A 21,074-nucleotide genomic window follows, 5' to 3' on the forward strand; every position below is an offset into this window, starting at 1 on the left:
ATGATCAAGACATTGCGCCCCCTGCTCCTTGCGCTGTGCGCCGCGGCCGTCACGGCCTACGCTGCCGATCCGGCACCGCAGGCGACCACCGCCACCAACCCGCTGGGCGGCAAGAGCGCCGCCGCCAAGCCTGCACCGGGCCAGCCGCGGCTGATCGCCTGGGAAGAGCTGGTGCCGAAGGACTGGGACCCGATGAAGGAATTCAAGGGCATGGACCTGAGCAAGCTCGAGGACGGCGACCCGCGCGCCAACGACCTGCTGCTGAAGATGCAGGAAGTCTCGAACAACGCGCCCACCAATCCGGAAATGAACGGCGTGGAGATCAAGCTGCCGGGCTTCATCGTGCCGCTGGAAGAGAACAAGGGCGAGGTCACGGAGTTCCTGCTGGTGCCCTACTTCGGCGCCTGCATCCACACGCCGCCGCCGCCGGCCAACCAGATCGTGCATGTGCGCCCGCGCCAGGGCGCGAAGTTCCGTGCCATGGACACGGTGTGGATCACCGGCAAGCTGCAGACCCTGCGCAACGACTCGATGATGGGGGTGAGCGGGTATCACATGACGGCGGAGAGCGTCACCAAGTACACAGGCGGCGCCAAGTAGCGCGCCTGTTGCTTCCGTCCGAAAGGACCCCACCATGAGCAAAGCACCGCCCAAAAAGAACGACGCCGTCGATCTGCTCGACGCCGACCACATCGCCGTCAAGTAGCTCTCCAGAAGTTCAACAAGCTGGCCGAAGCCAAGGCCGCAGTCCCGGATCGCCAGGCCCTGGCCGACCACCACATGAAGGAAGAGCGGGAGCAACGCTTCGAGAAGGCGCGCAAGTCGAAGATGGACCTCGCCGCGCTGAAGGAACAGCTCGCCGCCCGCAAGGAAGAGCTGATGGCGCAGATGGAAACCGCGGCCTGAGGCCTATGATGCACGGGCCGCTGCCCCGTTCGCGGCAGTGTGCCCGCATTCATCCACAAGGAGCGCTCCATGTCCAATCACGTCTACAAACTCCTCGAACTCACCGGCTCCTCGCCCACGAGCAGCGACGACGCCGTGCAGCGTGCGATTGCCAAGGCCAATGAGTCGGTGCGCAACATCCAGTGGTTCGAGGTGACCGAGACCCGCGGCCATGTGAAGGACGGCAAGATCGCCCATTGGCAGGTGACGATCAAGGCGGGCTTCACGCTCGAGGACTGATCGCCCAAGGTCCGGCGCAAGCCGGCGCCCCGCTCAATCCGGCGCCTGCATGACGCGGTCGAACTCCTCGTCGGCCGGCACGTTGTCGGCGTCGAGCTCGCTGGCGTCGCTCAGGTCGATGCCGGTTTCCTCGGAGAGCTCGTCGAACACCTCGGCGTCTTCCTCGTCCACGGCTTCTTCTGCAGACAGCTCGTCGTCCTCGATTTGTTCGTCCGGCTCGTCGACGGGATCGACGGAACGCAGCGGGGGATCGGCGCGGTTCATGATCGGCTCCTAGAGGCTGTTTGGCTCGCGGTCAGGCGAGTCCCCAAGTGTGAGCCTCCTCGCCCGACTTGGGTAGCCCCGAGTTTGCAACCGACCGTCGGGGCCGTCTTGTCGGAAAGCGCCGCGTCTGCGGGCCTTCAGTGCTTGTGCCCGTGCTCCTCGTGGGCCGGCTCGGCGTGCTCGTGCGCATGGCCGTGCTCGCCGTGGGCCAGGCGGCTCACGCCCATGACCAGCAGGAGCCCGGCGGCGAGCCAGGCGACCTGCCACGCGGTCTGGCGCGCGCTCAGGCGTTTCTGCAACTGCGGGATCAGGTCGGCCAGCGCCACGTAAACGAAGCTGCTCGAAGCCAGCACCAGGAAGTAGGGCAGCCAGCCATGAAGCTGGTCGACCAGCCACCAACCGGCCACGCCGCCCAGCGCCGTCATGGTGCCCGCGAGCGACACCTTGACCAGCGCGGCCCGCGCATCGGGCGAGCTCTGGCGCAGCACGACCAGGTCGCCGATGTGGTGCGGCACCTCGTGCGCCAGCACCGCGAGCGCCGCCACCAGGCCCAGGCGCAGGTCGGCGATGAAGGCCGAGGCGATCAGGATGCCGTCGCCGAAGCAATGCACGCTGTCGCCGGTGAGCACGGCCCAGCCGCCGCCCTTGCGCTGGTGATCGTGGCCGTGCCCGTGCGCGTGTCCGTGTTCGTGCCCGTGGTCGTGATGCGCGCCCTCGCCATGATGATGCTCGTGGCCGTGGTGCCAGAGCTCCGCCTTGTCGAGCAGGAAGAAAAGCACCAGCCCGCCGAGCAACACGCCGAACAGCAGGCCCGGCTCGATGCGGCTCTCGAAGGCCTCGGGCAGCAGGTGCATGAAGGCCGTGGCCAGCAGCGCGCCGGCCGCCAGGCTCAGCAGGTGCTGCGGATCGACGCCGCCGCCACTGCGCACGCCCACGCGCAGCAGCAGCGCGGCGATCCAGACACTTCCGATGCCGGCAACCAGGGTCGCGGCGATGATGACGAACAGATTCATGACGGCTTCAACAAAGAAAACAAAAAGCCGCCCATCGGGACGGCTTTCAGGGTGGCCACAGCCGCTTTCATCTTATCAACCGTGTCAAGGGGGATGCTGCAGCCTTTGCCGCCATGAGACCCCCGGGCACCGGCAACCTGCTTTCAGGCCCCTCGGTAGGCCCGCACGGCCAGCGCCGAGGCCAGCACCCGCGCCGGATCGACCAGCCGCAGCCCCGCAACTGCCGCCGAGTCTTGCAGCCCCAGCGGAATCTCGGTGCAGCCCATGACGATGGCGACCGGACCATGCCGGTGGGCCAACTGCAGCGCGACCCGGCTGAAGCAATCCTCGGCCAGACGCAGGTCACCGGCCTTCACGCCCTCGTAGATGCCGCGCATCAGCAGCTTGCGCTCCCCGGCCAGCGGCAGGTGGCAGGCCAGGCCCGCATCGGCCATCGCCCGTTCGTAGAGGCCGACCCGGTAGGTGCCCTCGGTCGCCATCAGCGCCGTGTCGCGCACGCCTTCCGCCGCCAGCTGCGCCGAGACCTCGCGCGCCACGTGCAGCACCTCGATCTGCGGAAAGCGCTCCTGCAGCGTGGCATGCCAGGCATGGGCCGTATTGCAGGCGATCGCCACGGCGCGGGTGCCGAGGGCAGCGAGCCGGCCCAGGGCCTGCAGCATGGGCTCCAATGGCTGATGGGCGCCGAGCGCGGTCGATTCGAGCGCGCCGCTGCGGTCGGGCACCGGCACCTGCGCCAGCCAGTGCTCGGGGAAGGCCTGGTCGCGCACCGGCTCGCCGCGCTCGCGCATCAGCCGGGCGCAGGCCTCGACGAAGAGGCGCACGAAGTCGGCGCCGGCCGCCGGCCCCATGCCGCCCAGGATGCCCACCGTCTGCGACTTCAGCATCACGCCCCCTGCTGCGACCAACGCTTGCGCTCAGGTTGCTGGCTTGTCGCTCGGCGCCTTGATGTTGTCGCGCAACTGCTGGCTCATCGGCAGGTTCAGCGGCACGTTCTTCGGCGGGATCGGCTGCAGGAACCACTTGGTGTACATCTTCTCGAACTCGCCGCTCTTCATCAGGCCGACGAAGGTGTCGTCCACCAGCTTCTTGAACTCCTTGTCGTCCTTGGCCAGCATGCAAGCGTAGGGCTCGACCTGCAGCGCCTCGCCCACCACCTCGAACTCGGCGGGGTTCTTGGCATTGGCCATCAGTCCGTACAGCAGGATGTCGTCCATCGCGAAAGCCACGGCGCGGCCGCTCTCGACCAGCAGGAAGGCGTCGGCATGGTCCTTGGCCAGCACGATGTCCATGTCGAGGTTCTTCTCGGCGTTGTACTTGCGCATGACCAGCGCGTTGGTGGTGCCTGTCGTGCTGGTGACCGTCTTCTTGGCGAGGTCGGCGTAGTCCTTGATGTTGGAGGACTTCTTCACCAGCAGGCGCGTGCCCGTGTAGAAGTGGTTGACGGCGAAGCTCACGTCCTTGGCACGTGCGCTGTTGTTGGTGGTGGAGCCGCACTCCAGGTCGATGGTGCCGTTGCTCAGCAGCGGGATGCGGTTCTGCGAGGTCACGGCCATCATCGCCACCTCGAGGTTGGGCTTGTTGAGCTTCTTCTTGACCGCCTCGACCACCGCATTGGACAGCTCGACCGAGAAGCCGATCGGCTTGCCTCCATCCAGGTAGCTGAAGGGCACCGAGGACTCGCGGTAGGCGAGCGTGATCTTGCCGGAGGCAGCAATCTTGGCCAGGGTGTCGGCGGCTTGCGCGCCCGTTGCGACGGCGGCGAGCACCACGGCAGCCATCAATACAGAAATCTTCATGCGAGCCCTTTCGGTCGATTGGAATATGTTGCGGAGTGTAGGAACGATTCACGCCGAGGTCACAATTCCTTTTGCAGGCACGGCCATGATCAAATGTTATGCCCCTCGGTTTCGGGGCATGAGCTTTGGCTATGGCTTGCCCCGCTTTTGGCATTTCACGCACGCGCGGCCACCGCCTAGAGTCGGCGCATTCCAAACAAGCGACAGGAAGTAAGCGTCATGCATGTGGGTGTGCTGGGTGCCGGCATCGTGGGCCTGGCCACGGCCTGGCAGTTGAGCCGTCGGGGCTTCCAGGTGAGCGTGGTCGATCGCGCGGCGCCCGGGTCCGGTGCCAGCGGCGGCAATGGTGCGCAGCTGAGCTACTCCTACGTGCAGCCGCTGGCGGACCCTTCGATCTGGAAGCAGCTGCCCAAGCTGCTGTTCTCGCCCACCTCCCCGCTCAAGCTGCGGCCGCAGCTCGATCCGCTGCAGTGGCGCTGGGGCCTGGCCTTTCTCGCGGCCTGCAACGCCCGCACCTCGCACCAGACCACGGCGCAGCTGCTCACACTCGCGGCCGAGAGCCGCACCGCCTTCGAGGCCATGCTGGCCGCGCTCGAGCCCGACTGCGATTTCTCCGCCACCGGCAAGCTGGTGCTGTACGGCAGCGCCGCCTCGCTGGAGGGCGCGCGCCGGCAGCTCGAGCTGCAGCGCACGATGGGCAGCGAGCAGCGCCTGGTCACACCCGACGAATGCATCGCGATCGAGCCGGCGCTCGCGGCCTACCGCACGCAGATGGCCGGTGCCATCCACACGCCCAGCGAGTGCGCGGCCGACTGTCTCAAGCTCTGCATCGCGCTGGAAGGTGCGCTGCGGGCGCGCGGCGTGCGCTTCCTGCTCGACTGCGAGGTGCAGGGCTTCGACCGGCGCAACGGGCGCGTCGCCGCGGTGCAGACCAGCGCCGGCGACCTGGAGGCCGACGCCTTCGTCATGGCCCTGGGCACCGCCTCGCACCGGCTGGGCCGCCAGCTCGGTGCCTACCTGCCGGTCTATCCGCTCAAGGGCTACAGCATCACCGTCGACGTCGACCCGGCCGCGGACTCCGCGCCGCGCGTGAGCGTGACCGACAGCGCGCGCAAGGTGGTGTTCGCGCGCATCGGCTCGCGGCTGCGCGTGGCGGGGATGGCCGAGTTGGTGGGGCACGATGCCAGCATTCCGGCGACGCGCATCGAGACACTGGCGGCAGCGACCCACGCCGTGTTCCCGCAAGCGAGCCGCCTGGAGGCGCTGCACCCCTGGACCGGCATGCGCCCGGCCACGCCCACGGGCGTGCCTGTCATCGGACGCTTGGCCGCCGCGCCTTCGAACATGCTGTTCAACACCGGCCACGGCGCGCTGGGCTTCACCCTGGCCTTCGGCTCGGCGGAGCGCGTGGCCCGGCAATTGGCGGCTTAGGCCATCCCCTCGATCGCCTCGCGCATGCAGCGCGTGATGCCGCGCACCGCCACCGAGTCGGGCCGCTCGGCAAAGCGCAGCGCGCGGATGGGCACCGGGATGCGCGGCTCCAGTGCCAGCACATCCACCTTGTCGCGATCGGCCGAGCTGGCGGTGCATCCATCGACCAGGGCCACGCCCAGCCCATGGTGCGCCATGGCCAGCGCCGCGTGGTAGGTCTGCACCGTGACCACCGCCTGCTGAAAGCCCACGCCCGCCTGCCGGCAGGCCTGGCTCAGGCTGGTGCCGACCGGGTCGCGGCTGTCCAGCCCCACCACCGGCAGCTTGACCAGGTCGTGCAGCGCCGCCGAGCCGTTGCGCACCAGCGCGCGCGGCAGCATGCCCTTGGGCGCGATGCACACCATGCGGCTGTCGGCCAGCGCCTCCTGCGTGAGCGAGGGATGCACCGCGGGACTGAAGGCGAAGCCCACGTCCGCCTCCTGCCGCAGCAGCGCCGACATGATCTGCGGCGAGTGCAGCGACTCCACCGTGACGGCGATGCCTGGATGCTTCTGCCGGAAGGCCTTGAGCGCGCGCGGCAGCACCTCGTAGCTCAGCGCCAGCACCGTGAGGATGCGCAGCTCCCCCGCATCGCTGCCCGTGCGCAGGTTGGCCGCCAGCCGCTGCACCTCGTCGAGTTGCGCGAACAGGCGCTCGATGTGCGGATAGAGCGCTTGCGCCTCGGTGGTGGGCGTGAGCCGTCCCTTGGCGCGCTGGAACAACGGGAAGCCCAACTGGATTTCCGCATGCTGCAGCGTGCGGCTGACGGCCGGCTGCGTGATGTTGATGAGCCTGGCCGCCGCGCTCACGCTGCCGGTGAGCATGATGGCGTTGAAGACCTCGATGTGGCGCAGGCGCATCGCGTCGAGCCAACGGCTAGTGGCCGACGGTCTTGCCGCGCGAGATGTCCATGACCATCCGCGCCGCCAGGTACAGACGCGGCTCGATCGAATCGATCAGCACGTACTCGGCATCGGCCGAGTGCGCGCCGAAGCCCTGCAGGCCGAAGCGCTCCACCACCGGCGCCTTGGTCTTCAGCGCGGCAAACGCCGCATCGGTGCCGCCGCCGGCCACCTTGTCGTCGGCGCCCAGCTCGCGGCCCAGCTCCTTGTACACCGCCTGCGCATGCGCGGCCAGCGCACGCGAGGCGTCGGTGGCCTCCAGCGGCGGGCGGCGGCGCTCGAACTTCATCTCGACCTTGGCCTCGGGGATCAACTGCTTCTTGACCCGCTCCTGCACCTGCTTCTCGATGCGGTCGTAGTCGCTGACCTTCAGCACCCGCACGTCGGCCCCGGCGCTGGCCGACGCCGGGATCACGTTGCGGTTGGTGCCCGACTTCGAGATGGTCCAGTTCATCTTGAGCCCGGTGGCCGGATCGGACAGGTCGCGCATCTGAAGAATCTGGTGCGAGAGCTCGTAGAGCGCGTTCACGCCCAGCTCGGGCGCAGAGCCCGCGTGCGAGGCCTTGCCCGTGACGTTGAGCGAGACCGAGGCGATGCCGGCGGTGGCGAGCGAGAGCTTGTCCTCCTTGATCGATGCGCCCTCGTACGACATCACCACGTCGTGCTCCGCGCCGAGCCGGCTGATGAGCGCACGCGAGCCGGGGGAGCTGATCTCTTCATCCCCGTTGATCAGCACCGTCAGCGTGCCGTACTCCTTGAAGTCCAGCGCTTTCAGCAGCGCCACCGTGTGCAGGATGACGGCCACGCCCTGCTTGTCGTCGGCGATGCCGAGCCCGTAGGCCTTGTCGCCTTCGATGCGAAAGGGCTGCTTGCTGAGCATGCCGATCTGGTAGACCGTGTCCATGTGGGCGATCAGCATGATCTTCTTGCTGCCCGTGCCCTTGAACGTGGCGCGCACCGCCTTGCCGATCTTCTCCGGCGTGTCTTCCATGCGGTAGGCCTCGGCCGTCGGGTCGACCAGCTCGACCTGGCCGCCCATCGCCTTGAGGCGGTCGGCGATCAGGTTGGCGATCTTGTCCAGGCCTTCGAGATCGCGGCTGCCGGACTCGATGGAGACCAGCTGCTTGAGGGTGTCGAGCAGCACGGGCTTTTCCTTGGCGGCCAGTGCGGCGATGCGATCGTCGGGTGCGGCCGAGGCGATGCCCAGCCAGGCGGCACAGACGGCGCCGAGGGCGAAGGTGCGGAGGGAATGCGAGAACTTCATTCGTTTGTCTTTCCTTGGGTCTTGTCTTTGTCTTCTTTCAATGCGCCTTGTCCCAGTTGGGACCAAAGCCGATCTCGGCCAGCAGCGGAACCTTGAGCTCCGCCACGCCGGCCATGAGCCGGGGGATCTCGCTGCGGACCCAGTCGGCTTCATCTTCGGGCACCTCGAACACCAGTTCGTCGTGTACCTGCATGATCATCTTGGTGCGGCGCTGCTCGGCGTCGAGCACCTGCTGCACCTTGACCATGCTGAGCTTGATCAGGTCGGCCGCCGTGCCCTGCATCGGCGCGTTGATGGCGGCGCGCTCGGCACCGCCGCGGCGCGGTCCGTTGGGCGAGTTGATCTCGGGCAGGTAGAGGCGGCGGCCGAACACGGTCTCCACATAGCCCCGCTGCTTGGCCAGCGCCTTGGTCTCGTCCATGTAGACCTTCACGCCCGGGTAGCGCGCGAAGTAGCGGTCGATGTAGGAGGCCGCCGCCTTGGTCTCGATGCCGAGGTTGCGCGCCAGGCCGAAGCTGCTCATGCCGTAGATCAGCCCGAAGTTGATGACCTTGGCATAACGGCGCTGCTCGCTCGACACCTGGTCCACCGCCACGCCGAAGACCTCGGCTGCGGTCGCACGGTGCACGTCGATGCCTTCGGTGAAGGCGCGCAGCAGCGACGCGTCGCCGCTGATGTGGGCCATGATGCGCAGCTCGATCTGCGAGTAGTCGGAGCTCGCGATCACGCTGCCCGCCGGCGCCACGAAGGCCTCGCGCACGCGCCGGCCCTCGGGCGTGCGGATGGGGATGTTCTGCAGGTTGGGGTCGTTGCTCGAGAGGCGCCCCGTCACTGCCACCGCCTGCGCATAGTGCGTATGCACCCGGCCCGAGCGCGGATGGGCCAGCTGGCCCAGCTTGTCGGTGTAGGTGCCCTTGAGCTTGGACAGGCCGCGGTGCTCGAGGATCTTGGCCGGCAACGGGAAGTCCTCGGCCAGCTTCTCCAGCACTTCCTCGTCGGTGCTCGGCGCGCCGCTGGGCGTCTTCTTGACCACCGGCAGGCCCAGCTTGGTGAAGAAGACCTCCCCGATCTGCTTGGGCGAGCCCAGGTTGAAGGGCTGGCCCGCGAGCTCGTAGGCCTCCTGCTCCAGCGCCAGGATGCGCTTGCCCAGCTCGTTGCTCTGCGCGGCCAGCGTGGGCGCGTCGATCAGCACGCCGTTGCGCTCGACGCGGTAGAGCGTCTCGCTGGAAGCCATTTCCAGCTCGTAGACGAAGCGCAGCTTGTCGTCGGCCTGCAGTTGCGGCCAGAGCGCGAGGTGCACGTCCAGGGTCTGGTCGGAGTCCTCGCAGGCGTACTCGGCCGCCTTCTCGATCGACACCTGGCTGAAGGGAATCTGGTGCGCGCCCTTGCCGCACAGGTCCTCGTAGTCGATGCCGCTGCGGCCCAGGTGGCGCTCGGCCAGGCTGGCCAGGCCGTGCGGCTTGTGCACTTCCAGCACGTAGCTCTGCAGCATGGTGTCGTGCGCGTAGCCCTGCACCTCGATGCCGTGGTTGGCGAACACATGGCGGTCGTACTTGACGTGCTGGCCCAGCTTCTTCTTCGTGCCGTCCTCCAGCCAGGGCTTGAGCTTCGCGAGCACCTCGTCGCGCGGCAGCTGCGCCGGCGCGTCGCCGTAGTTGTGGGCCACGGGGATGTAGGCCGCCTCGCCGGGCTTGACGCTGAAGCTGATGCCCACGATCTCGGCATGGATCTCGTCCAGCGAGGTGGTCTCGGTGTCCAGCGCGACCAGCTCGGCCGCCTCGACCTTCGCCAGCCAAGTGTCGAAGAGCTCCCAGCTCAGCACGGTGTCGTAGGCCAGGTTGGTGGCCTTGCCCGCGGCGTCGGCGGCCGGCTCCTCGAGCAGGCCGGTACCGCCCTCGGGGCCGCCCTTCGCCTTGTTCTCCTCGATGAGCTCGGGCGGGACTTCGTGCGCCTCCAGCGTCTTCACCAGGCTCTTGAAGCCGTACTTCTCGTAGAAGCCCTTCAGTGGCTCGACCTGCTGCGGGCCGATGGCGATGCCGTCGAGCGCGGGCAGCCCGGACACGTGGCCGTCGAGCTCGCAGTCGGTGCGGATGGTCACCAGGCGCTTGCCCTGCGGCAGCCAGTCGAGCGCCTTGCGCAGGTTCTCGCCGGCCTGGCCCTTGACCTCGCCGGCGCGCGCGATCAGCCCATCGAGCGAGCCGTATTCCAGCAGCCACTTGGCGGCCGTCTTCGGGCCCACCTTTTCCACGCCGGGCACGTTGTCGACGGTGTCGCCCACCAGGGTCTGGTAGTCGATCATCAGGCGGGGCGGCACGCCGAATTCGGCCGTCACGCCGGCCACGTCGCGCTTCTTGCCGTTCATGGTGTCGATGATGGTGATGTGCTCGTCGACCAGCTGGCTCAGGTCCTTGTCGCCGCTGGAGACGATCACCTCGACGCCCTGGTTCGCCGCGGTGCGCGCCAGGGTGCCGATCACGTCGTCGGCCTCGACGTCGGGCACGCACAGCACCGGCCAGCCCAAAAGCCTCACCACCTCGTGGATGGGCTCGACCTGGCTGCGCAGGTCGTCGGGCATCGGCGAGCGGTTGGCCTTGTACTGGGGATACCACGCGTCCCTGAAGGTCTTTCCCGGCGCGTCGAAGATGCAGGCGGCGTAGTCGGCCCGCACCTCGCGGCGCAACAACTGCAGCATGTTGATCATCCCGCGGATGGCGCCGGTCGCCGGGCTGCCGGGGTCGCCCGGCACCGCGCGCAGGTCGGGCATCGCGTGGAAGGCCCGGTAGAGGTAGCTCGAGCCGTCCACGAGCAGCAATGTTTTCTTGTCGGTCATCGGGGCATTTTGCCGCGCCGCGAGCGGGCGCCCGCACGACGGCGACCGTCGCCGCCGGCTGACAGCGGCCCACGGGGCCGCCGCCTACAATCCATCCATGCTCTCCACTCCTCTTCTGCTCGCCCGCGGCGCCCTGCTGGCCGCGCTGGCCTGTGCCGCACCGCTGGCCGCCGTTCATGCCCAGAGCGCACCGCCGCCCGACGCGGCCCAGGCCGCGCCCGAGTCGCCGCGCAGCAACCAGAAGATCGAGCACATCCGCGTCGAGGATTCCGGCGCCCGCGTCGACGAGGTGCGCTACGGCGGCCAGACCCAGAGCATCACGGTGCAGCCCAAGGCGAACGTGCCCTCGTACGAGGTGCTGCCGAACAACAGCGGGCGCGACCGGCAGAGCCAGACCGAGACCGGCGGCAACGGCAACGGCGCGCGGGTCTGGAACGTGCTCAAGTTCTAAAAAGCTGTGGCGGTCTTCACCGAAGTCGGGTTCGACGAAGCCGATGCGCTGGTCCAGCGCGTCGGCCTGGGCCCGCTCACCGCCCTGCGAGGCATCGAGGGCGGCATCGAGAACACCAACTACTTTGCGAGCACCGCGTCGGGCGAATTTGTCCTGACGCTGTTCGAGCGCCTGGGCCCGGAGCAGCTGCCCTATTACCTCTGCCTGATGAAGCACATGGCGTCGCGCGGCATTCCGGTGCCCGAGCCGGTGGCCGACCCGGCGATAGCGCCGCCCAGCGGACACGCGCTCTCCATCCCGGCCAATGCGCCCTGCGAGTTCCTGCACCGGGTCGCGGGCAAGCCGGCGGCGCTGGTGCAGCGCCTCGAGGGCAAGAGCGAGCTGGCCCCCACGGCCACCCATTGCGCCGAGCTGGGCCGCCTGCTGGCGCGCATGCACCAGGCGGCCCGCGACTTCCCCCGCATCCAGCCCAACCTGCGCGGCCTGGCCTGGTGGAACGACACCGCGCCGGTGGTGCTGCCCTACCTCGAAGCGCCGCAAGCCGCACTGCTGAAGAGCGAGCTGGCCTACCAGAACCACATCGCCGAGTCCTCGGCCTACGCGGCGCTGCCGCGAGGTCCGGTGCACGCCGACCTGTTCCGCGACAACGCGATGTTCGCCACCGAGGGCGATTCGCCACACCTCACGGGCGTGTTCGACTTCTACTTCGCCGGCACCGACACCTGGCTCTTCGACCTGGCGGTGTGCCTCAACGACTGGGCGATCGACCTGCCCACCGGCCGGCACGACGCGCTGCGCGCCGACGCCCTGCTGGCCGCCTACGGCACCGTGCGGCCGCTGACCGCCGCCGAGCGCGCCCTGCTGCCCGCCATGCTGCGCGCCGCGGCCCTGCGCTTCTGGATCTCGCGGCTGTGGGACTTCCACCTGCCGCGCGAGGCGAGCATGCTCAAGGCCCATGACCCGACCCACTTCGAGCGCGTGCTGCGCGAGCGCTCGCGGGCGCCGGCCGCCCCCTTCTCTTCCAGCGCCGCCCTCGGCGAGCCGCAGGCCGCCTGAGGGGCCTGTCCACCCATGAAACTGAACCTCGTGCCGGCACGCACCGGCGCCGAATGGGTCCGCATCGGGCTCAAGACCTTCTGGCGGCAGCCACTGGCCTTCATCTCGCTGTTCTTCCTTTTCATGGCCTCGATCTCGATCGCCTCGCAGCTACCGCTGGTCGGCAGCGTGCTGGCGCCGATCCTGCTGCCCTTCATGACGCTGGGCCTGATGGTCGCCACCTCGGTCGCCTACGCCAACGACCGGCAAAAGCCGGCCGCGCCGGCCATGTTCACCGCCGCCGCCGAAGCGGTGCGCAGCGAGTGGAAGCCGATGATCGTGCTGGGCCTGATCTCGGCCGCCTACTTCGTGATCGTGGTGGGCCTCTCGGCCCTCGTGGACGACGGCTACCTGGCACGCGCCTACCTCCTCGACGAGACGCTGTCGGCCGAAGTGATGGCCAGCAGCGACTTCCAGACCGCCCGCCTCTTCGTCATGGTGCTCAACCTGCCGCTGTCGCTGGCCATGTGGCATGCGCCGGCGCTGGTGCACTGGCACCACGTGGAGCCGGTGAAGAGCCTGTTCTTCAGCCTGGTCGCGCTGTTCCGCAACTTCGGCGCCTACGCGATGTTCTGCCTCTCGTGGTTCGGCGTGTTCCTCATCGCGGGCATCGGCATCGGGTTGGTGGCCACGGTGCTGGTCGGCGTCGGCGCCGTCGGCATGGGCGGCGGCGCCTCGGCCATCGGCGGTGCGCTGATGATCGGCAGCGCGCTGGTGCTGGCGGCGATGTCGCTGAGCTCGACGTGGTTTACGTTCAGGGACAGCTTCCAGGCGGACTGACCGGGCGAATTCGCATCCGCCCTTAGACCGGCGTCAGCTTCGCCACCGACAGCGCCAGCCACTTGATGCCGTGGCGCGGGAAGTTGACCTGCGCCCGTGCATCGTCCCCGCTGCCTTCGAGCGCCAGCACGGTGCCCTCGCCGAACTTGTTGTGGAAGACCTGCATGCCCGAACGCAGGCCATGCGAAGGCGCGGCCTTCTGCTGCGGCACGGGCGGGCTGGCGAAGCTCTCCTTGCTGCTGCCATAGCTGCCGCCGCGCGTGCTCGCGTAACCCCCGCCGTAGCCGAAGGCCGAGGGCGTGAAGCCCTGGTTCTTCGGCGTCAGCCACTTGAGTGCGGTCTCGGGCAGCTCGTCGAAGAAGCGGCTCTTCACGTTGTAGCGGGTCTGGCCGTGCAGCATGCGGGTCTGCGAATGGCTCAGGTACAGGCGCTGGCGGGCGCGGGTGATGGCCACGTACATCAGCCGGCGTTCCTCCTCCAGGCTTTCGTGGTCGGACAGGGAGTTCTCATGCGGGAACAGGCCCTCCTCCATGCCCGTGATGAACACGCAATCGAACTCCAGGCCCTTGGCCGCGTGCACGGTCATCAGCTGCACCGCGTCCTGCCCGGCCTGCGCCTGGTTGTCGCCCGATTCGAGCGCGGCGTGAGTCAGGAAGGCGGCGAGCGGGCTCATGGTCTCGCCGGTCTCGGCGTCCGGCGCCAGTGGCTCGTCGGAGATCGGCCGGTTCGGATCGAGGCCCTGGCTGGCCGGCGACTGGCGCAGCTCGTCGACCGGCATCGCCACCGCGTCGCGGCCGAAGCCCTCCTGCGTGACGAAGCTCTCGGCCGCGTTGACCAGTTCCTCCAGGTTCTCGATGCGGTCGGCGCCTTCGCGCTCGCTGCGGTAGTGCTCGATCAGGCCGCTGTGCTGCAGCACCAGCTCGATGATCTCGCGCAGCGACAGGCCCTGGGTCTGCTCGCGCAACACGTCGATCTTGGCGACGAAGGCCGACAGGTTGGCACCGGCCTTGCCGCCGACGGCGGCGACCGCATCGTGCAGCGATCGGCCCGCGGCACGGGCTGCGTCCTGCAGCTGCTCGATGCTGCGCGCGCCGATGCCGCGCGGCGGGAAGTTGACGATGCGCAGGAAGCTGGTGTCGTCGTCCTTGTTCTCCAGCAGCCGCAGGTAGGCCAGCGCATGCTTGATCTCGGCGCGCTCGAAGAAGCGCAGGCCGCCGTAGACGCGATAGGGCACGGCGGCATTGAAGAGCGCCGTCTCGATCACGCGGCTCTGCGCGTTGCTGCGGTAGAGCACCGCCATCTCTTTGCGATCGATGCCGTCGCGCACCAGCTGGCGCATCTCCTCCACCATCCACTGCGCCTCGGCGAAATCGCTGGTGGATTCGTAGACGCGCACCGGCTCGCCGGGGCCTTGGTCGGTGCGCAGGTTCTTGCCCAGGCGCTTCTTGTTGTGGCTGATCAGCGCGTTGGCCGAATCGAGGATGTTGCTGTAGCTGCGGTAGTTCTGCTCCAGCTTGATCTGGTGCGCGACCTCGAACTCCTGCACGAAGTCGGCCATGTTGCCCACCCGCGCACCGCGGAAGGCGTAGATGCTCTGGTCGTCGTCGCCCACCGCGAGCACGCTGTTGTCGCCGGGCACGAAGCGGCCCTCCACCATTTGGCCGGCCAGCATCTTGATCCAGGCGTACTGCAGGCGGTTGGTGTCCTGGAACTCGTCGATGAGGATGTGGCGGAAGCGCCGCTGGTAGTGCTCGCGCACCGGGTCGTTGTCGCGCAGCAGCTCGTAACTTCGCAGCATCAGCTCGCCGAAGTCGACCACGCCTTCGCGCTGGCACTGCTCCTCGTAGAGCTGGTAGAGCTCGACCTTCTTGCGGTCGTCGTCATTGCGCGTCTCGACGTCGCGCGGCCGCAGGCCGTCTTCCTTGGCGCCGGCGATGAACCACTGCGTCTGCTTGGCCGGGAAGCGCTCCTCGTCGACGTTGAACTGCTTCATCAGCCGCTTGATGGCCGAGAGCTGGTCCTGGGTGTCGAGGATCTGGAAGGTGGAGGGCAGCCCGGCCAGCTTCCAGTGCGCGCGCAGGAAGCGGTTGCACAGGCCGTGGAAGGTGCCGATCCACATGCCGCGCGCGTTGATCGGCAGCATCGCGGTGAGGCGCGCCAGCATCTCCTTGGCCGCCTTGTTGGTGAAGGTGACGGCCAGGATGCCGCCGGGCGAGACCTGGCCGGTCTGCAGCAGCCAGGCGATGCGGGTGGTGAGCACGCGGGTCTTGCCGGAACCTGCGCCCGCGAGGATCAGGGCGTTGCCCGCGGGCAGCGTGACGGCGGCGAGCTGCTCGGGGTTGAGGTTTTGCAACAAAGGGGAGGCGGGCGCGGGGTCGTCGAACAGCATGGCGCATTGTAGGAATGTGCTGTTCGCATGACGGTTCGGCGCTCCGATCGCCCGGATCGGCGGCAGTGGAACGCTTTCCGATGAATCGTTACTCAACTTGCACGGGATGACGCACGGCAGGAGGCGCCGCCCCCTATGACTCGTCGGTGCGCCGATCTCTTGGATCATGGCAAATTGTTTCCGGCAGATCGTTACTCAGCTTTCCCTGCGCCTTCAACTCCATCCACCATGCAATCAGCTGCCAAGTCCAAGGTACCTTTTTTCAAAGCAACAATAGTAGAGCGAGTGAACGCTTCGGGGGAGAAGACTAAAACGCCGACTCTGTCGGCGCCCGATGCTCGCACCCTTCGACCCCTGAAATTGGAGGGAAAGAACGATGCACGCATCGGATTCAAAGTCAAGGGCACGGTCATCTATGCCAAACAACGCGCGAAGTCCGGGTGGGCCCACAGGTGGGACAAATGGGTCGGTAATCTGGAAATCCGCAAGCTTGCAACGGAAGCTGCCTTGCTGGGCCTCAAAAAGCAAGTCGAGAAGTGTCCGCCCGTTGTGGCCAAAGATGACGCGCAAGTTCAATTTGCAAAGGTGGAGGAACAGATCCAGCACTCGGACTCTGTTCTCGCGCGGGATCTTCAGTTGCTGTTTGACAGAATCTCCGACGCGGAGAAGGCCTGCGCGGCAATGCCGAAGCCAAGGCAATTGCTGCAATTCAACACAAACGTCCTGACTGCGGCCGCCCAGTTGAACACGCGGAAGGCTCAGCTTTTCATCAACGCACTGCGGTCGAAAAATGTGACCCCGCCGTTCACCCAAAAATCCCTCAACGATTTCGTGAGCTTCATCCAAGGAGCGGCCGCTCTCAATATAGGCCTTGCCGGCACAGAGCCACTTGACTACCAGGCGGCCATCGCATTCGCCAAGAATTGGGCCAACGCCTCGCCGAAACATGCGCTGGGCGATCTGGAATACAGACATCACGTCGACCACCTCGTGAGCCTGGTGATGCGGGGCTGCGGTATCGCGCGTCCAGCCGCCCAACAACCGTTGGGGCAGTTCAAGTGGATCAAGCCGACAAAATTGCGCGGCCCCGGCAACAAGCTCTTCGTGCGCGATCCAGCCCCACTGGGCGAGGGAGCATTCGGTTCAGCGTATCTCTACCGGTGCGGCACCGAGACAGTGGTCGTCAAGGAGTTGAAGTCTGACGACGAGAAAGCGCAGGCGGCAGTCCTGGCGGAAGCACAGACGCACGCCCAGGCGCAGACAGGCGAGCACAATCACATCGTCGGTCTCCTGGGCACCGTGCAGCGCCCTGACGCCGGCACCATGCTGGTCCTCGAACATGCGCCGAACGGTGATGCCTGGAAGGTCCAACAACTCATCCAGACGGGGCTTCAGAAGGGTCAAATCTCCCATCAAGACGCGTCGCATGCCCTCATGACTATATTCGCGGACATGGCCAAAGGCGTGGCGCAGGCCCATGCCAATAGCGTCATGCATCTCGACCTGAAGTCCGAAAACTTCTTTGTCGGCAAAGACGGCCTGCTTGTGCTGGGCGACTTTGGCACCTCGCGCGAAGCGCTCGCGGAGACCATGGAGAGCCCGGTCGACTCACCCGACTTCAGCGCTCCGGAACTGGTCAACAACTTCAAGGAAGAGGGATTGATTACCTACAAGGCCGACGTCTGGTCACTGGGTGTGATCCTGTATGAGCTGAATACGCCTCGGCCCCGACTTGCAGATGGCAAGCCGGTCAACCCTCGGCTCCTTCGGCCCTTCCCCTACAAGGACTTTATGTTCGAGGCCGTCGACCTCATCAACGAGTTCGCCGGGAAGAATGATCCGCTCCATCGATTCACACAACTCCGCTTGGACTCAACGAACGAACTGCATCAGCTCATCATTCGGATGCTCGATCCGGACCCCGCAAAGCGGCCATCGGCGCAGGCCATCCTCAATCACCATTTGATCGCGCCCTACGCCAGCCCGCGTAACAAAGACGAAGAGGCGATCGTACAAGGTGCACGCCAGCTGATCCTCGAACCTCCTGCCAATCAACTGATTGGGGGCTGAGGAAACCGCGGGCGAGCGGCGCAGCGAGCCGTTTATTCGGCCCCTTGCATGGCCGGTATTTGCATGCCGGTCTGCACACGCGCCGCCGCACTACTAGAATCGCGCACCGGGCCCAAGCTTCTTGCGCCCGGTTTTTTGCGCGCGCTTCCTTTGCGGGGCGCACCCGAGAACCGGCCAGACCAAGCGCTCATTCGTTCTTCAACGACCCTTCCAGGAGCTTGGTTCCATGCAGATCTTCGACTACGACAACATCCTCTTGCTGCCGCGCAAATGCGTGGTGGAGAGCCGTTCCGAGTGCGACGCCAGCGTCACGCTCGGCGGCCGCAGCTTCCGCATCCCGACGGTGCCGGCCAACATGAAAACGGTGGTCGACGAGACCATCTGCACCTGGCTGGCCCAGAACGGCTACTTCTACGTGATGCACCGCTTCGACCTCGACAACGTGCAGTTCGTGAAGGACATGCACGCCAAGGGCGTCTTCGCCTCCATCTCGCTGGGCGTCAAGAAGCCTGACTACGAGACGGTGGACCGCCTGGTCGCCGAGGGCCTGGCGCCCGAGTACATCACGATCGACATCGCGCACGGCCATGCCGACACCGTGAAGAACATGATCGCCTACCTCAAGAAGCACCTGCCCAAGGCCTTCGTGATCGCGGGCAACGTCGGCACGCCCGAGGCGGTGATCGACCTCGAGAACTGGGGCGCCGACGCGACCAAGGTCGGCATCGGCCCGGGCAAGGTCTGCATCACCAAGCTCAAGACCGGTTTCGGCACGGGCGGCTGGCAGCTGTCGGCCCTCAAGTGGTGCGGGCGGGTGGCGACCAAGCCCATCATTGCCGACGGCGGCATCCGCGACCACGGCGACATCGCCAAGAGCATCCGCTTCGGCGCCTCGATGGTGATGATCGGCTCGCTGTTCGCCGGCCACGAAGAATCACCGGGTAGGACGGTGGAGGTCGACGGCGCGCTCTTCAAGGAGTACTACGGCTCGGCCAGCGACTTCAACAAGGGCGAGTACAAGCACGTGGAGGGCACGCGCATCCTCGAGCCGATCAAGGGCAAGCTGGCCGACACGCTGGTCGAGATGGAGCAGGACATCCAGAGCTCCATCAGCTACGCGGGCGGGCGCAAGCTCATGGACATCCGCAAGGTCAACTACGTCACGCTGGGCGGCGACAACGCGGGCGAGCACCTGCTGATGTAAGACGCCGATCGCGCTGGGGCCTCTCGATTCTGGTTAGAATTCGCCCTGCGTTGGGGGGGTAGCTCAGCTGGGAGAGCGCCGCGTTCGCAATGCGGAGGTCGTGAGTTCGATCCTCATCCTCTCCACCAACTCTTCTCATGAGGCCTCGGCATCCGCCGGGGCCTTTTTGTTTCCAGGCCTTTTTCAGGCGTCCAGCGTCAGGTGCTGGCCATGCAGCGCGGCGGCCGCGGGCGAGGCCAGGAAGCCGATGGTCTGGGCCGCCACCGCGGTCGACACCCAGCTCTCGGGCTTGGCATCGGGCATGGCCTGGCGGTTGGCGGGCGTGTCCAGCGTGCTCGGGGCGATGCTGTTCACCGTGATCCCATACGGGGCCAGCTCGGCGGCCGAGGCCTCGACCAGCCGCTGCAGCGCGCTCTTGGACGCGATGTAGGCCGCCATGGCGGCGGCGCCCCGCGCCGCGCCCTTGGCGGTGACGGCGACCACGCTGCCGGCCTTGCGCTCGATCATCGAGGGCACTAGCGCCTGCGAGACCGCGACGAAGGACCAGGCGTTCAGGTTCATCATGCGATCCCAGGCGGCGCGGCTCAGCGCGTGCACCTCTTCGCCCATCTCGAAGCCGCCTGCAATATGCACCAGCGCATCCACGTGCTTAAAGGCTGCCAGGATTCGGCCTGCGACTTCCCCCATGCGCTCCACCGACGTCACGTCAGCCTCGAGCAACAAGTGTTGCGAGTTGTCCAGTCCCGGGAAGACATTGACGATGTGCTCCATCCGGTGGTCGAGCAGGGCGATGCGGGCGCCCTGGTCCAGGAAGTGCTGCACGACGGCGCGGCCCAGCGCGCCGGCGGCGCCGGTCACCACGACGTGGCGAGGGGTGTTGGGGTCGATCATTTCGCGGCTCCTAGTTCGGGCAGGCATCGTAACGCCGCCGTCGCGCAGGAAACGTGCATCATTGCCCCTTTCCCCTTCCCTTCCCCTGCACCGGAGACTTGTCATGAAAGAAGTGGTTGTTGTCAGCGGCGTTCGCACCGCGATCGGTACCTTCGGCGGAGCGCTCAAGGACGTCCCGCCCACGAAACTCGCCGCGCTGGTAACCCAGGAGGCGCTGGCACGCGCCAAGGTCGACGGCAAGGACGTGGGCCACGTGGTCTTCGGCCACGTGGTCAACACCGAGCCGCGCGACATGTACATGGCCCGTGTGGCCGCCATCGAGGGCGGCTGCGCCCAGGAGACCCCGGCCCTCACCGTCAACCGCCTCTGCGGCTCGGGCCTGCAGGCGATCGTGAGCGCGGCGCAGAGCATCCAGCTCGGCGACGCGAAGGTGGCCGTCGGCGGCGGCGCCGAGAACATGAGCCGCGCCCCGCTGTCCTCGCTCACCGCCCGCTGGGGCGTGCGCATGGGCGACACCAAGCTGGTGGACATGATGATCGGCGCACTGCACGACCCCTTCGAGAACATCCACATGGGCGTGACGGCCGAGAACGTCGCCAAGAAGTGGAACATCAGCCGCGAGACGCAGGACCAGACCGCGCTGACCAGCCACCAGCGCGCGCAGAAGGCAATCGAGAGCGGCTACTTCAAGAGCCAGATCGTTCCGGTGCCGCTGCAGAGCCGCAAGGGCCCGACGCAGTTCGACACCGACGAGCATGTGCGCTACGACGCCAAGATCGAGGACATGACCAAGCTCAAGCCGGCGTTCCTGAAGGAGAACGGCACGGTGACCGCGGGCAACGCCTCGGGCATCAACGACGCGGCTGCGGCCGTGGTGCTGATGGAGAAGGAAGAAGCGGCGCGCCGCGGCCTCAAGCCGATGGCGCGCATCGTGGCCTACGCCTTCGCCGGCGTGGACCCGAACTACATGGGCATCGGGCCGGTGCCGGCCTCGCGCAAGGCGCTGGAGAAGGCGGGCCTCAAGGCGTCTGACATGGACGTGGTCGAGGCCAACGAGGCCTTCGCCGCGCAGGCCTGCGCGGTGACGCAAGACCTCGGCCTGGACCCCGCAAAGGTGAACCCCAACGGCTCCGGCATTTCGCTCGGCCACCCGATCGGTGCCACCGGCGCGCTGATCACCGTCAAGGCGCTGTACGAGCTGGAGCGCATCCAGGGCCGCTACGCGCTGGTGACCATGTGCATCGGCGGCGGCCAGGGCATCGCCTGCATTTTTGAGCGCAGCTGAGCGGAGGGCGCGAACATTCTGGCTATAATCTTTGGATTGCCTGAATGACAGCAATGTCGATCAGGGGCTCTTAGCTCAGTTGGTAGAGCAGCGGACTCTTAATCCGTAGGTCGAGTGTTCGAGTCACTCAGGGCCCACCAAAATTACCGCGCCAACGCTGAAAAGCCCGCTATCCAAAGATAGCG

At 66.9% G+C, this 21,074-nt stretch carries 19 protein-coding genes and 2 tRNA genes; 12 read left to right on the forward strand and 9 right to left on the reverse strand.

The window, feature by feature from the left end:
• From AC3A6X_RS11520 to AC3A6X_RS11530, 3 genes are all read left to right on the forward strand, one after another.
• Window positions 1-600 carry a DUF3299 domain-containing protein gene (locus AC3A6X_RS11520; RefSeq protein WP_487842286.1) on the forward strand — a complete coding sequence of 200 codons (600 nt, stop codon included), beginning with the start codon at window positions 1-3 and terminating at the stop codon, window positions 598-600.
• 180 nt (window positions 601-780) lie between these two features.
• Window positions 781-906, forward strand: a complete 126-nt coding sequence (locus tag AC3A6X_RS11525) for a hypothetical protein (protein WP_487842287.1) — start codon at window positions 781-783, stop codon at window positions 904-906.
• Window positions 907-975: 69 nt separating this feature from the next.
• Window positions 976-1,185 (forward strand): dodecin, encoded by a 210-nt coding sequence (locus AC3A6X_RS11530; RefSeq protein ID WP_106555230.1) that lies wholly within the window; start codon window positions 976-978, stop codon window positions 1,183-1,185.
• A 33-nt stretch (window positions 1,186-1,218) separates the two neighbouring features.
• On the opposite strand, the gene AC3A6X_RS11535 is transcribed toward AC3A6X_RS11530, so the two are convergent.
• From AC3A6X_RS11535 to AC3A6X_RS11550, 4 genes are all read right to left on the reverse strand, one after another.
• Window positions 1,219-1,449 carry a hypothetical protein gene (locus tag AC3A6X_RS11535; RefSeq protein WP_239142620.1) on the reverse strand — a complete coding sequence of 77 codons (231 nt, stop codon included), beginning with the start codon at window positions 1,447-1,449 and terminating at the stop codon, window positions 1,219-1,221.
• Between the two features lie 137 nt (window positions 1,450-1,586).
• Complete coding sequence (locus tag AC3A6X_RS11540) at window positions 1,587-2,462, reverse strand: ZIP family metal transporter (protein WP_487842288.1); 876 nt, start codon at window positions 2,460-2,462, stop codon at window positions 1,587-1,589.
• Between the two features lie 143 nt (window positions 2,463-2,605).
• Entirely contained in the window at window positions 2,606-3,346 is a 741-nt protein-coding gene (locus AC3A6X_RS11545; protein WP_487842289.1) for an aspartate/glutamate racemase family protein, read from the reverse strand.
• Window positions 3,347-3,376: 30 nt separating this feature from the next.
• A complete protein-coding gene (locus tag AC3A6X_RS11550; RefSeq protein ID WP_487842290.1) occupies window positions 3,377-4,258 on the reverse strand; it encodes a transporter substrate-binding domain-containing protein in 882 nt (293 codons plus the stop codon).
• Between the two features lie 219 nt (window positions 4,259-4,477).
• Here AC3A6X_RS11550 and AC3A6X_RS11555 point away from each other — a divergent pair, with 219 nt between their 5' ends.
• Entirely contained in the window at window positions 4,478-5,689 is a 1,212-nt protein-coding gene (locus AC3A6X_RS11555; protein WP_487842291.1) for a D-amino acid dehydrogenase, read from the forward strand.
• Here AC3A6X_RS11555 and AC3A6X_RS11560 read toward each other — a convergent pair.
• From AC3A6X_RS11560 to polA, 3 genes are read right to left on the reverse strand one after another with little or no spacing between them, the layout of a single operon-like run.
• Complete coding sequence (locus AC3A6X_RS11560; protein WP_487842292.1) at window positions 5,686-6,588, reverse strand: LysR family transcriptional regulator; 903 nt, start codon at window positions 6,586-6,588, stop codon at window positions 5,686-5,688. The genes AC3A6X_RS11555 and AC3A6X_RS11560 overlap by 4 nt on opposite strands.
• A gap of 16 nt (window positions 6,589-6,604) precedes the next feature.
• Window positions 6,605-7,894 carry a M20/M25/M40 family metallo-hydrolase gene (locus AC3A6X_RS11565; protein ID WP_487842293.1) on the reverse strand — a complete coding sequence of 430 codons (1,290 nt, stop codon included), beginning with the start codon at window positions 7,892-7,894 and terminating at the stop codon, window positions 6,605-6,607.
• 37 nt (window positions 7,895-7,931) lie between these two features.
• Window positions 7,932-10,724: a DNA polymerase I gene (polA, locus tag AC3A6X_RS11570; protein WP_487842294.1), complete on the reverse strand. Its 2,793-nt coding sequence runs from the start codon at window positions 10,722-10,724 to the stop codon at window positions 7,932-7,934.
• Between the two features lie 97 nt (window positions 10,725-10,821).
• Here polA and AC3A6X_RS11575 point away from each other — a divergent pair, with 97 nt between their 5' ends.
• From AC3A6X_RS11575 to AC3A6X_RS11585, 3 genes are read left to right on the forward strand one after another with little or no spacing between them, the layout of a single operon-like run.
• A complete protein-coding gene (locus tag AC3A6X_RS11575; protein WP_487842295.1) occupies window positions 10,822-11,175 on the forward strand; it encodes a hypothetical protein in 354 nt (117 codons plus the stop codon).
• 6 nt (window positions 11,176-11,181) lie between these two features.
• On the forward strand, window positions 11,182-12,231 hold the full coding sequence (locus AC3A6X_RS11580; protein WP_487842296.1) for a homoserine kinase: 1,050 nt from the start codon (window positions 11,182-11,184) through the stop codon (window positions 12,229-12,231).
• Window positions 12,232-12,246: 15 nt separating this feature from the next.
• Window positions 12,247-13,050, forward strand: coding sequence for a BPSS1780 family membrane protein (locus tag AC3A6X_RS11585; RefSeq protein ID WP_487842297.1), 804 nt, complete (start codon window positions 12,247-12,249; stop codon window positions 13,048-13,050).
• A 22-nt stretch (window positions 13,051-13,072) separates the two neighbouring features.
• On the opposite strand, the gene AC3A6X_RS11590 is transcribed toward AC3A6X_RS11585, so the two are convergent.
• Window positions 13,073-15,439 carry a UvrD-helicase domain-containing protein gene (locus tag AC3A6X_RS11590; protein ID WP_487842298.1) on the reverse strand — a complete coding sequence of 789 codons (2,367 nt, stop codon included), beginning with the start codon at window positions 15,437-15,439 and terminating at the stop codon, window positions 13,073-13,075.
• Window positions 15,440-15,667: 228 nt separating this feature from the next.
• Here AC3A6X_RS11590 and AC3A6X_RS11595 point away from each other — a divergent pair, with 228 nt between their 5' ends.
• From AC3A6X_RS11595 to AC3A6X_RS11605, 3 genes are all read left to right on the forward strand, one after another.
• On the forward strand, window positions 15,668-17,509 hold the full coding sequence (locus AC3A6X_RS11595) for a serine/threonine-protein kinase (RefSeq protein WP_487842299.1): 1,842 nt from the start codon (window positions 15,668-15,670) through the stop codon (window positions 17,507-17,509).
• Between the two features lie 226 nt (window positions 17,510-17,735).
• A complete protein-coding gene (locus tag AC3A6X_RS11600; protein ID WP_487842300.1) occupies window positions 17,736-18,713 on the forward strand; it encodes a GMP reductase in 978 nt (325 codons plus the stop codon).
• 52 nt (window positions 18,714-18,765) lie between these two features.
• Window positions 18,766-18,841 (forward strand) — tRNA-Ala (locus AC3A6X_RS11605).
• Between the two features lie 55 nt (window positions 18,842-18,896).
• On the opposite strand, the gene AC3A6X_RS11610 is transcribed toward AC3A6X_RS11605, so the two are convergent.
• Window positions 18,897-19,604, reverse strand: coding sequence for an SDR family NAD(P)-dependent oxidoreductase (locus AC3A6X_RS11610; protein ID WP_487842301.1), 708 nt, complete (start codon window positions 19,602-19,604; stop codon window positions 18,897-18,899).
• A 103-nt stretch (window positions 19,605-19,707) separates the two neighbouring features.
• Here AC3A6X_RS11610 and bktB point away from each other — a divergent pair, with 103 nt between their 5' ends.
• Entirely contained in the window at window positions 19,708-20,889 is a 1,182-nt protein-coding gene (bktB, locus tag AC3A6X_RS11615) for a beta-ketothiolase BktB (protein ID WP_487842302.1), read from the forward strand.
• A gap of 64 nt (window positions 20,890-20,953) precedes the next feature.
• Window positions 20,954-21,029, forward strand: a tRNA-Lys gene (locus tag AC3A6X_RS11620).
• The last annotated feature ends 45 nt before the right edge of the window (window positions 21,030-21,074 follow it).

The organism is Variovorax sp. Soil_C_12 (assembly GCF_057657375.1).